Source organism: Halomonas sp. 3F2F, from assembly GCF_014897805.1.
GTDB lineage: Bacteria > Pseudomonadota > Gammaproteobacteria > Pseudomonadales > Halomonadaceae > Vreelandella.
This window is the reverse complement of record NZ_JABUZE010000007.1, coordinates 1-11,622: the sequence shown is the minus strand read 5'-3', so window position 1 is coordinate 11,622 and position 11,622 is coordinate 1. Positions and strand designations below refer to the sequence as shown.

At 51.6% G+C, this 11,622-nt stretch carries 15 protein-coding genes; 5 read left to right on the top strand and 10 right to left on the bottom strand.

Annotated elements, in window-relative coordinates; all coding sequences use genetic code 11:
* Positions 1-89: 89 nt before the first annotated feature.
* A complete protein-coding gene (locus INT21_RS00485) occupies positions 90-512 on the bottom strand; it encodes an OsmC family protein (RefSeq protein WP_038482328.1) in 423 nt (140 codons plus the stop codon).
* Between the two features lie 238 nt (positions 513-750).
* Between INT21_RS00485 and INT21_RS00480 the strand changes: the two genes are divergently transcribed.
* Positions 751-1,656, top strand: coding sequence for a DMT family transporter (locus INT21_RS00480; protein ID WP_193060481.1), 906 nt, complete (start codon positions 751-753; stop codon positions 1,654-1,656).
* Here the strand turns inward: INT21_RS00480 and INT21_RS00475 are convergent.
* The 6 genes from INT21_RS00475 to INT21_RS00450 all read right to left on the bottom strand — a co-directional run bounded on the left by INT21_RS00475 (position 1,610) and on the right by INT21_RS00450 (position 7,281).
* A complete protein-coding gene (locus tag INT21_RS00475) occupies positions 1,610-2,455 on the bottom strand; it encodes an MOSC domain-containing protein (RefSeq protein ID WP_193060482.1) in 846 nt (281 codons plus the stop codon). The two genes, INT21_RS00480 and INT21_RS00475, sit on opposite strands and share 47 nt — an antisense overlap.
* Before the next feature lie 105 nt (positions 2,456-2,560).
* Positions 2,561-3,556: a gluconate operon transcriptional repressor GntR gene (gntR, locus tag INT21_RS00470; RefSeq protein ID WP_193060489.1), complete on the bottom strand. Its 996-nt coding sequence runs from the start codon at positions 3,554-3,556 to the stop codon at positions 2,561-2,563.
* Positions 3,557-3,688: 132 nt separating this feature from the next.
* Positions 3,689-4,213, bottom strand: coding sequence for a gluconokinase (locus tag INT21_RS00465; RefSeq protein WP_089038802.1), 525 nt, complete (start codon positions 4,211-4,213; stop codon positions 3,689-3,691).
* A 12-nt stretch (positions 4,214-4,225) separates the two neighbouring features.
* A complete protein-coding gene (locus INT21_RS00460; RefSeq protein WP_089038803.1) occupies positions 4,226-5,506 on the bottom strand; it encodes a TRAP transporter large permease in 1,281 nt (426 codons plus the stop codon).
* A 2-nt stretch (positions 5,507-5,508) separates the two neighbouring features.
* The gene (locus INT21_RS00455; protein ID WP_193060483.1) at positions 5,509-6,135 is read right to left on the bottom strand and encodes a TRAP transporter small permease; all 627 of its coding nucleotides are present in this window, start codon (positions 6,133-6,135) and stop codon (positions 5,509-5,511) included.
* 72 nt (positions 6,136-6,207) lie between these two features.
* On the bottom strand, positions 6,208-7,281 hold the full coding sequence (locus INT21_RS00450; protein WP_193060484.1) for a TRAP transporter substrate-binding protein: 1,074 nt from the start codon (positions 7,279-7,281) through the stop codon (positions 6,208-6,210).
* 249 nt (positions 7,282-7,530) lie between these two features.
* On the opposite strand from INT21_RS00450, the gene INT21_RS00445 reads away from it, so the two are divergent.
* A complete protein-coding gene (locus tag INT21_RS00445) occupies positions 7,531-7,980 on the top strand; it encodes a MarR family winged helix-turn-helix transcriptional regulator (protein WP_089038806.1) in 450 nt (149 codons plus the stop codon).
* Between the two features lie 157 nt (positions 7,981-8,137).
* A complete protein-coding gene (locus tag INT21_RS00440) occupies positions 8,138-8,563 on the top strand; it encodes an organic hydroperoxide resistance protein (protein WP_193060485.1) in 426 nt (141 codons plus the stop codon).
* Here the strand turns inward: INT21_RS00440 and INT21_RS00435 are convergent.
* Complete coding sequence (locus INT21_RS00435; RefSeq protein ID WP_193060486.1) at positions 8,560-9,255, bottom strand: aspartate/glutamate racemase family protein; 696 nt, start codon at positions 9,253-9,255, stop codon at positions 8,560-8,562. The genes INT21_RS00440 and INT21_RS00435 overlap by 4 nt on opposite strands.
* Positions 9,256-9,409: 154 nt before the next feature.
* On the opposite strand from INT21_RS00435, the gene yghU reads away from it, so the two are divergent.
* Together yghU and INT21_RS00425 are read left to right on the top strand one after the other, a co-directional pair.
* Positions 9,410-10,273 carry a glutathione-dependent disulfide-bond oxidoreductase gene (yghU, locus tag INT21_RS00430; protein WP_193060487.1) on the top strand — a complete coding sequence of 288 codons (864 nt, stop codon included), beginning with the start codon at positions 9,410-9,412 and terminating at the stop codon, positions 10,271-10,273.
* A gap of 161 nt (positions 10,274-10,434) precedes the next feature.
* Positions 10,435-10,665 (top strand): DUF2798 domain-containing protein, encoded by a 231-nt coding sequence (locus INT21_RS00425; protein WP_193084732.1) that lies wholly within the window; start codon positions 10,435-10,437, stop codon positions 10,663-10,665.
* Between the two features lie 211 nt (positions 10,666-10,876).
* Here the strand turns inward: INT21_RS00425 and INT21_RS00420 are convergent, their stop codons facing one another.
* Both INT21_RS00420 and INT21_RS00415 read right to left on the bottom strand, forming a co-directional pair.
* Positions 10,877-11,194 carry a DUF6693 family protein gene (locus INT21_RS00420; protein WP_193060912.1) on the bottom strand — a complete coding sequence of 106 codons (318 nt, stop codon included), beginning with the start codon at positions 11,192-11,194 and terminating at the stop codon, positions 10,877-10,879.
* A gap of 167 nt (positions 11,195-11,361) precedes the next feature.
* Positions 11,362-11,622: lipid A-modifier LpxR family protein (locus tag INT21_RS00415; RefSeq protein ID WP_193084731.1), on the bottom strand; the 261-nt coding region annotated here is incomplete at its 5' end.

Genomic DNA, 11,622 nt, shown 5'->3' with positions numbered 1-11,622 from the left:
TTTCAGGTGTCCGGGGTTGCCGGCTTCGCCGGGCAAACAAAAAAGCGCTGCATACATGCAGCGCTTTTCGGCGTTATCTGGCGTTCGAATCACCCCTTTAAGGTTGCGTCCATAGTTATGTCAGCATTTAATACTTTAGAAACAGGGCAGTTCGCTTTAGCTGTTTCAGCAGCTTCTTGAAAAGCAGCGTCATCGGCACCGCTTACGCTGGCAACAACGTCCAAATGAATGCTGGAAATATCGAAACCATCTGCGCTTTGTGAAAGCGTTACGCGCGCATTGGTATCAATAGCATCAGCGGTAAAGCCTTTCTCTCCAAGAATCATCGAAAGCGCCATTGAGAAACAGCTTGCATGGGCAGCGCCAATTAACTCTTCCGGGGTGGTGCCGGGTGCTCCTTCAAAGCGCTGTTTGAACGAATAGCCAGCATCCAATGCTCCACTTTCCGTCGCCACATTGCCCTGGCCATCTTTGAGTCCACCTTCCCAACGTGCGCTTGCTTTACTATCCATTCCGTTCTCCTTTCCTCTGATAGTTAGCGTCATCTCGTTTTAGGACGCAGTCACTGCGCCCGCCAACTCAATCAGCGTAGCTGATTCTGGCGCCGCTGCCGAATTTACTCGATCAACATGTCTATACTACTTCTTAGCTGTTATACGCTATTCGCTTTCCAACGCTTTATCGTTAAGCTGAGCAGCACTATGGCACTCACCACACCTATGGTCGCCGCAATGAATCTAAGGACACATCATGTCATCGGCTGATGCGCTGCGTTTGGTTTTGCTCTCCTCCCTATGGGGACTATCGTTTATTTTTATGCGTGTCGCCGCGCCGGAATTTGGTGCTATTCCGCTAGTGTTAGTCAGGATGGGAGTTGGTGCTTTGCTCTTGGTGCCGCTGCTCCTGAGCCTGCGCTACCTGCGGCTGATCTGGCAGCACAAAGGACCGTTACTCCTGCTGGGTGTGATGAATCATGTGCTGCCTTTCTCATTGTTGGCGTTAGCGACAACACGTTTAGAGGCGGGGTTTACCTCGCTGATAAACGCCACCACACCGATTTTCACGGCCCTACTAGGCGCCGCCTTTTTTGCCACCCCCATCCAACGTCAGCAGTACATTGGTCTCGCACTAGCGCTACTGGGTGTGTATGTGCTGTCTGCTGACCGGCTAGACTTCACTCTAGGCGGCGACGGCTGGTTTATTGTTGCGGTACTCGGTGCCACGTTTTGCTACGGACTTGCTGGTAACTACTCGAAAACACGCTTGAGTCATCTACCCAGCCGCGTGTTGGCGGCTGGTAGTAGCGCGATGTCAGCCCTGGTGTTACTGGTACCTGGTTTGCTGCTCTGGCCTAGCGAGCCTGTCAGCGTGCTCGCCTGGGGTAACGCCCTGGCGCTGGCGATGCTAAGCACCACATTAGCCTTCCTACTTTATTTCAGCCTATTAGCGAGTGCAGGGGCCACGGCCACCTCAACTGTCACCTTTTTGGTCCCTGTCAGCGCACTGCTATGGGGATACTTGCTACTTAATGAGACGCTGAGTCTTCAAGTGGTGGCTGGCATGGTCATTACCCTAGCAGGCACCGCCATTGCTACCGGACTATTAAGGCTTAGGTCGCGCGGCGCGTTGGCACCACCTCATCCCCCACACGAATAGTGCTACCTTGCCCGGTAGTTAGCGTGGCGTTTTGGCCAAAATGCGCGCCTTTAAGATGAGGCTGAGTGTTCAGGGAAAGCAGCGTTTTTAGTGGTTCTGCCTGTTCCGGCACGGTGCCGGTTTGCTGGTCCACCGTGGTAATTTTGCAGCGCTGGCAGGGTTTGCGAAGCGTCAGCTCATAGCCACTCTGGCCCGCGAGTGTGGCCCACTGGTCTTCCGCCCAGGCATCATCACAATCGACCACAATATTCGGCCGAAAACGGTTCATCGGCACAGAGGATTGCCCATTGGCAACAAGCGCTTGATTCAAGGCATCCAGAGAGCCGGTGGTGGTTATCAGGAAAGGGTAGCCATCAGAAAAGTAGGTATGGGCCTCGCCTCCCGCCAGAAAATCTTCTTCAACAGAACGCGTAAACTCGGTAGCAAAGCGCACTAAGCTAATGCCTTGCGCTTGCTCGCCCAATGCCGCCACAAGCCAGTGCGATACATCCTCGCTTTCTGGCACTGCTTTGCAGTGGTCGTTCCACACTTTTACCAGGCGCAAATTACCTTGGGGGTCTTCAAGGGGAATCGCGATCGGGTCTACCTTCGGGTGAGATAGTACCAATGCCTGATCGGTTAACTCGACCGCGATGGTGGCAAGCTGTGGTAGCTGGCGCTGAGTAACAAAACGCTGCTGGGCATCCACCAGCATCCAGCGGCGATCCCAGGCTAACCCATGGCCATGGAGTTCACTTTGGGTAACGTTAATTCCCTTTAAGGATTTAACCGGGTAGACAATGAGTTGGGTAATATTCACGGCGGTCTCATGCTCTCTATAGCGATTTTTTAATGGCTTTTTTAATGACCAATCTTTAATTAACAGCCTATCGAGTTTACTGGCTCGCCGCTAGCCACCCTGAAGCTAAAGTGTTTTACCCGCCTCAATTCGATACCCCAAATCCATTACTTGGTGTTCAGGCGCTTCGCCACGAATACGCGACAATAGCGTTTTTGCAGCGGCTTCCCCAATGGCTTGCCGAGGTGTAATAACGCTAGCAAGGCGCGGACTCATCGCCTGGCCGACATCGTGACCATGAAACCCAGCAATCGCCATCTGTTCGGGGACATTAATGCCATGGCGCAAACACTCAAAGTAAGCCCCAACCGCAACATCGTCATTGGTACAGAAAACACCATCGGCACTAGGGTGATCTCGTTGAATTTCCTGCATGAGCGCCGCCCCGACGCTGTAGGAAGAGCGCTGACTGCTCTGCAGCGTTATCGGCGTTAACCCTTGCTCTTCCATAGCTTGGCGATAGCCTTGCTCACGCTGGCGTGTCCGCTCATCCAGACGCACAGCCAGATAAATCACCTGACGCCTGCCACGGCGAATCATCTCACTGACCATATCGTAAGCGGCCTGCACGTTATCGTACCCCACCGCCTGCTGTAGTGGCGGGCGACGGGTATCCATAATTTCCACAATAGGAATACCGGCTGTCTCCAACATTCGCAGGCTACGCGGCGTGTGATCGCGGTCAGACAAGATGACGCCATCCACATTATAAGAGAGCAGCGAGGCCAAACTGCGTTCTTCAAGCTCAGGGCTGTAACCGTAGTGAGACAGCATTAAGTGATAACCGGCAGGCTCGGTGTACGCTTCGATACCGACAATGACATCAGCAAATACCTGGTTGGTCAGCGATGGTACCAACACGCCGATAGAGTGGCTGGTAGCCCGAGAAAGCAGGTCTGGTGCCCGATTGGGAATATAGCCAATCTGTTCAGCAACACTGAAAATACGTTCGCGAAGTCCTTCTGATACCGTATCAGGGTCTCGCAAGCAGCGACTGACGGTCATTTTTGTCGCATCAACGCGATCAGCAATATCTTGTAATGTCGGGCGTTTTTTCTTCAATGGCGTCACTGACTGTTCTGTTAAGTGCGTAAGTCTGTTAAGTACGTAAGCCTACTAAATACAGGTCTGTAAAATGCGCAGGAGCCATACCATAGCGAATAGTACGGCCCCTCGCCTATCCCATCCTTTAGCCTAATGAACGCGTAGCGTAGGCGCTAGCGCCGCCGTAAAGTGCTCGACAATCTCGCTAGGCGATAGCGCAATGGAGACGGTCATCGCTTCATCACTGCTTGGCGGCTCTAAATCGGCGAGCTGGCTTGCCAGCATATTATCACCTTTAAAGAAGTGCCCTGCCCTGGTTGCTAACCGTTCACGCAGAAGCGCATGGCTTCCTTCTAGATATAAAACATGCAGCGCAGGGTCACCTTCGCGCAGGCGATCCCGATAGCGTTTTTTAAGGCCGGAACAGGCGATGACCACGGACGCATTGCGCGCTTTATGAGCCGCGAACAAGTCAGCAAGCGTTGCCAGCCAGTCACGACGATCGTTGTCATTGAGTGGCGTGCCGCTGGCCATTTTCGCCACATTAGCCGGTGAATGATGGTCGTCACCGTCAATAAACGTTGCGCCCAGCGCTGCTGCTAACTGCTGTCCGATATGCGACTTCCCTGATCCAGAAACGCCCATGACAAGAATACGATGTGATGGCTTATTCACTCGATGCTCCTATCAATTGCCGCGCACGGCGGTGAGGTCAGGCAGCCAAGTAACGATGCCAGGGAACGCAATCAGCACCACCAGAACAACGATCAAGGCGGCGTAGTAAGGCAGCATGGCTTTTACCAGGGACTCCATAGACACCTTGCCGACACCACACCCAACGTACAGACAGGTACCAACCGGCGGGGTTAACAACCCAATGCCTAAAATAAAGGCCATTAGAACGCCAAAGTAAGCGGCATCAACACCCACCGATGTCACGATCGGTGCAAGCATTGGCGCCATAATCACCATGGCTGGCGTTAGGTCCATTACAAACCCCACTAACAGCAGTAGCCCCGCCACGATCAGCAGCAGCAAAAACGGCTCCTGGGTAATCGCCTGTACTTGGCGCACTAAGGTTTGTGGAACCATGTTAATGGTTAGAAACCACGCAATAACGGTGGCAAAAGCCAACAACATCATCACCATGCCAGTGAGCCTTGCGGTGCGAATTAACATACCGCCCAACTCGCTGAGCTTAAATTCACGGTATACCAGCAAAGAAATGAACAGCGAGTAAAGCAAAGCAGCCACAGCGGCTTCAGTGGCAGTAAACACGCCGCCAATAATGCCGCCAATAACGATCACAGGGAGCACCAGCGCTAACCAGGCATCCTTAAACGCTTTCCACAACCGATCCCAGCGGAATTGGCGAACGCCGCCACCCTGCTTGCTCGCCAGAATAAAGGTGGTCACCATGAGCGCGGCGCCAATTAACAGGCCAGGCACAATCCCCGCGATAAACAGACGACTGATCGACGTCTCGGTAACAATGCCATATAAAATAAGCGGTATAGACGGTGGAATAATAATGCCGATCACCGACGACACGGTGTTAATCGCCGTGGCATTTGCGGCGGTGTAACCTTGCTGTTTCATCGATGGGATCATCATTGCGCCAGTCGCTGCGGTATCCGCCACCGCCGAGCCGCTAATCCCGCCAAAAAACATCGAACCGGTAATCGCTACCTGACCAAGTCCGCCGCGCATAAAGCCAACTAAGGCGCCAGCAAGCTCCATCAAGCGTCGTGCAATACCACCATTACTCATCACTTCGCCGACGAGAATAAAGAAGGGGATCGCCAGCAGCGGGAAGCTATTTACGCCACGAATTGACTGCTCAATCATAATCGATAGCGGGATATCAGACAGCACCGCCATGACTAAGGCTGCTACCCCTAGGCCAAACGCAATCGGCAATCCAATCACAATAGACGCCAATAATATGGCTAGAAAAATCCACAGCATGATTAACGCTCCCCTGGTAAGTCATCCGATTGGCGATGTGGTTGACGGATAACCCCCACGCTGACCCACATACGCCAGAGCGATACCGCCGCGATAAAAATAACGCACAACACCAACGACAGGCTGACCAAGCTTAGCGGTACGCCCATGATCGCGGAGCGTCCACTTGAGCGCGTGAGCACTTGATAACCGCCCCAAATCATCACTAGCATCAGCCCACTAATAATCAGGTGTTGTAAGCAATAGAGCATGTGCGCGACACGCAACGGCAAACGTCTCACCAGCGCATCGACAGCAATATGCTCATAGCGTGAAAACGCCGCCGCTGCGCCGATAAAGACCAGCCAAATAAACAGCATGCGCGCCAGCTCATCGACCCAAGGCAGTGAATGATTGAACACAGAGCGGCCAACGACATTACTGGAAACCGCGACAATCAGCGCCGCCAAAATAGCGCCAATCAAATACTCCATAGCGAGTGTTAACCAGCGGAACAGCGCAGGCCCCTGGCGAGCCTCAGTATCAATTTCAAGCAGCTTGCGATTAGGGTCGTTCAAATAAACCGACGGATCTTCCAACGTTGGTGCTGTAGAGGTCACCACGTTTGGGGGAGTAGAGGAGGTAGTCATAAGAACTCCGAGGGGCACTGACAAGTCGGGCAGGCGTGTGGGCCTGCCCGATGGTGCGCTATACGTAGCAGATTAGTGGCTGCTGTCTTCGACGATTTGCTGGATTTCAGCGATCAGATCTTCACCGATACGCGGCGCCCACTCTTCATAAACAGGCTGCACGGCGTCTTGGAAAGCGGCTAACTGCCCATCATCTAAGCGGGTAATTTGCATACCGCGTGCTTCTAACTGATCACGCGACCAGTCGTCATACTCGGCAGAAAGTTGGATTTCGTACTCAGCCGACTGTCGGGCGGCTTCCTGCACCAGCGCTTGGTACTCAGGTGCCATGCGATTCCAGGTACGCTCGGAAAGCATCATGATAAATGGCGTATAAACATGGCGTGTTTCGGTGCCGTAATCCTGCACTTCATTGAAGTTAGAGGTAAGGATGGTACTCCACGGGTTTTCCTGACCGTCTACAACGCCTTGCTCAAGCGCCGAAAATAGCTCGCCGAAGGCCATTGGTGTTGGGTTGGCACCTAACGCTTCCCAAATTGCCAGGTGAACCGGGTTTTGCATAGTGCGTACGCTCAGGCCGCGAACATCCAGGCCAGCCACATCTTCTGGTGATTCTACAGGGCGTGCACTGTTAGACAGCTGGCGATAGCCGTTTTCAGAGAACGTCAGCGCTTTTAAGCCTGTACCCTCGAACGCATCCAGCATTCCCTGAGCCACGTCACTCTGCATAACAGCCACTGCGGCTTCTCGGCTCGGTAGTAGGAACGGCAAATCAAATGCTGACAGTGCCTCCACGTACCCAGTCGTTGCAGAGCTTGAAGGATAGGTCATATCCAAGGTGCCGGTTTGCAGCATTTCCATCATTTGGACATCGTCGCCCAATTGGCTGTTGGGAAAAACATTGACCGTAATACGACCATCGGTACGCTGCTCAAGAATTTCACCGAAGTACTGGCTAGAGAGAAACTGCGGCGATGTTTCGGACAGGCCAATGCCCATACGCAAGGTGTGACTGCCGTGGTCAGCCACTACGTCGCCTTCAATCGCGGGCGGATCAGAAAGTTCAGGGCCTTGAGCATGTGCCATGCCAAAAGTCAGAGTGGTCGCGCCGACCAGAGTAAGCGTGCTGCGCCAAATCGTTGTCATGACGTTATCTCCAGAATAGTCGTTGTTGTTGGTTGGCTATTTACCGAAAGGCTATCGAATCGTATCGGCCATCAGGTTTGCAGTTTATGTTCCAACAAATTGTTACCGGTAACATCCGATACGTGAAGGCTAGCTATCGCAACACGCGGTGTCAAAACAAAACGACCAACTTACGACCAACGTCTAGGGATAGCTACTCACTTCCCCGCGCGCTACATTACGCGTTATGCACCCTGTCCTGGAGTCGACATGCCAGCGCTAGACCCTTGTAGCGAATTAGAGCTAGATCACCAGCTCTGCTTTGCGCTGTATTCAACATCATTGATGATGACCAAAGTTTATAAACCTCTGCTCAAAGAGCTGGGGCTCACTTACCCGCAATACCTCGCCATGCTGGTACTGTGGCAAGAAGATGGCCTAACAGTAGGTACCCTAAGCAAACGCTTACTTACAGATCCTGGCTCGTTAACGCCGCTACTAAAGCGACTTGAAAGTGATCAGCTACTTATCCGGCAGCGTAGCCTGCAAGATGAACGTGTCGTCGAGTTATTCCTGACCGATAAAGGCCGCTCGCTTCGTGAACAGGCGCGCCATATTCCCAGCTGTGTGGTCAACGCCAGCGAAAAGTCGGTTGAAGCACTCAACCAACTGAAAGAGGATTTAGTCCAACTGCGCGAAAACTTACTTAAGGTCAAGTAACCCGCTGAACGTTGTGGCCGGGTAGGCAATTTATTCACCCATTCACTTGCGCGCAAAATAAAGCTGCACTAAATTAAAACCCCAAACACACGTTTGGCTCATAACAGCCATGCCCATAACAACTATGTCCATAACAACCAAGTTTAGGAAATAACCTATGTCTATTGAAACTGTTGCTTACCGCGCACATGCTCACGCCACTGGCGGCCGCGAGGGCTATGCTAAGTCCTCTGACGGCGCGCTGGATGTTCAGCTCAGCACACCCAAAGAGCTAGGTGGCGCCGGCGGTGCAGGCACTAACCCCGAACAGCTGTTTGCTGCAGGCTACTCTGCTTGCTTTCTAGGTGCTCTTAAGCACGTCGCCAGTCAGGAAAAAGTTAAACTGTCCGACGATACCCAGATCGATGGCAGTGTCGGTATTGGCGCCATTCCTACCGGTTTCGGCATTGAAGTTGAGCTAAAAATTAGCTTGCCTGGTTTGGAAAAAGACGTTGCCCAAGCACTGGTCGATAAAGCCCATATTGTGTGCCCCTACTCCAACGCTACCCGCGGAAATATCGATGTCACTCTGACGCTGGTTTAATTACCTAGCGCCCAAGCCACCGCTTTGCTTGCGTGCAGGGCGGTGGTGTCATAAAGCGGTATCTGGGTGTGTTTCTGCTCAACCAACAGCGCTATCTCGGTACAACCTAGAATGATCGCCTCGGCGCCCTGCTGGTGTAGCGACGTCATAATATCCAGATAACGCTCACGCGATGAGGCGTGGATATGGCCATGGCATAGCTCGTCGAAAATGACCTGGTGCACCTCAGCACGTTCTTGTTCATTCGGAATGACGACATCAATCCCAAAGCGCTCTTTTAAGCGCGCCTTGTAAAAGTCCTGCTCCATCGTGAAACGGGTGCCTATCAACCCAACCCGAGTCACGCCATCACTCTGACATTTTTCCCCGGTAGCATCGGCGATGTGCAAAAAGGGAATCTGAATAGCGGCTTCAATCGCAGGCGCGACGTTGTGCATGGTATTGGTGGCCAGCAGTAAACATTCTGCCCCAGCCTCTTCAATACGTTTGGCAGCGCTTGCGAGTAACTGGCCAGCAGTTTGCCAATCGCCCTGTTGTTGCAGGGTTTCTATTTCAGCAAAATCAACACTTACCATCACAATCTGCGCTGAGTGAAAACCGCCAAGAGCCTGATTAATCCCTTGGTTTAGCGCCTGATAATAGCTTTGTGTCGACTCCCAGCTCATACCGCCTAATACGCCAATAGTCCGCATCACATTTCTCCATGGTAAATAACTATTTATTATCAGACTAACAACCCACTATCCTTGTACCCACATTTTAAGGCCCCATAACGCCTTAGTAGCCGCAACATTTCGGGTGAGTCGCCGCACCGCCCTTTTTTATTGTAGGAATAGCGAGGACATCATGAGCGACAACACGACCTATACGCCACCGCGGGTTTGGAAATGGGAACCTGGTAACGGTGGAAAATTCGCTAACATCAATCGCCCCGTTGCTGGTGCGACCCACGAGAAAGTATTACCCGTGGGTAAGCATCCGCTACAGCTTTACTCTCTGGCAACCCCCAACGGCGTGAAAGTCACCGTAATGCTTGAAGAGCTGCTGGAACAGGGTATTAAACAAGCGGAATACGATGCTCACCTGATACAAATTGGCGAAGGTGATCAGTTTGGCAGCGGCTTTGTTGAGGTAAACCCCAACTCTAAGATTCCAGCGCTAATGGATCACAGCACCACTCCGCCCCAGCGGGTCTTTGAGTCAGGTGCGATTCTGCTTTATTTAGCTGAGAAATTTGCTGCGTTCTTACCCAACGACCCAGCGAAGCGGACCGAGTGCCTATCCTGGTTATTTTGGCAAATGGGCAGCGCGCCCATGCTGGGTGGCGGCTTTGGTCACTTTTATGCTTACGCACCAGAAAAATACCAGTACCCGATTGATCGCTATACCATGGAAGTGAAACGTCAGTTGGATGTATTGGATCGTCACTTAGCAGATAACCGTTTTATGGCGGGTGATGAGTACACCATCGCAGATATGGCGATTCACCCATGGTACGGCGCACTGGTAAAAAACCGCGTGTATGAAGCCGCTGAGTTTTTAGAAGCTCATACCTATCAGAACGTCTTACGCTGGACCGATGAGATTGACGCACGCCCAGCCGTTCAACGTGGCCGAATGGTTAACCGCACCTGGGGAGAGCCTGGCGAACAGCTCCACGAGCGTCACGATGCCAGTGATTTTGATCACAAGACCGAAGATAAACGTTAAACCAAGGACAACTGTGAACCGGTAAGGCGGCCGCATTGGCTAACGATCGCTAAGGATGGCGATTTACCGTGTTCCACTATCGCTCTTTACTGCATTATCGATCCTGATTGAGTTAGCGATTTTTACTTCATTATTCATAGTGTGTCTGACAGAGGCAGTCCATGTTTGATCCAAAATACGCCCAGCTGATATTTTCTTTCTTAATGGCACTGTTTATGTCGTGCATTATGTCGCTGGTGATTACGCTCTACAATGTCGGCTTCATCGAGGGCATTATCTTTGTTTGGTTGAAGGCATGGCTATTTGCTTTTGCGGTTGCTCTACCGGTAATTAACCTAGTATCTCCTATTGTACGGCGATTGGTTAAAGTGCTTATTAAGCATCCACACTGACCATCTATACAAACCATCCAGACTAGGCACCATAGGGGCACTTCCCTTCACCGACAAAGCGCTCAGAACCAATAAAGCCTTGTCAGCCCAGCTCTAGCGCTCCTACTTGAGGCAAGAACTGGGCAGAAACCTGGCTTTCATCTCCCAAACGATTGAGCCGCAGCGTGACAAAAGCCTTTGAAAGCAGCTACTTCTTCTTACTAGGTAACAGTTACTGGACGCGAGAGTTATTCAGTGCGTAATTCCAAACACGATAGACGTAAAAAATATACCCGAGCCCGAGCGTCAAAATTGAGATAATCATCCACAAAATAATATGACCAATATTGCTAAAAATATTGATATCACACACCATTTTACGTTCTACGCCTGTTGCAAGATCGACCACCGAGGTACGGTTAATCACAAAGCGGGCAAACGAATAAGGGAAGAAAAACAGTGCAATCCCGAAGGTAATAATGGTTAGCACGACCCAAATCAGCAAGTGGCCAATAATATCTAGAATAGAGAGATTCGCTTTAATATTCACGGTACGTCCTTAAGTGTTAAGAAACAAAGTGCCGCAGATTACCACTGTCGACTACTCCCGTCAGCGCAGTTCATTGCATAAGTGCTATTTTACGAGAGGAAACATCCCCTTTCGTCATACTGACAGGCGTATCGATAATACGTTGATTGCTTCTTTTTATCGCCACTCTAAAAACGTCTCGTTAACGTAATCGCCCCGAATTTGTCCTGCTCATCTTGCCCATCAAACTCACGAGTACGCTGAACAGCGGCATACGTTACTTGCCAGTCCTCCCAGGCCATGGCAAGCCCTGCGGAGGCTTCTGCTACCCATTCTTCACGGTCAACAGAGTGGCTATCTCTGAATGTATTACCATCCAGTGTTAGGTTCTGCGCCATGTAATAGCTGAAGTGGTTATAGTTTCCCGGACACACAGACGCAGATAATAT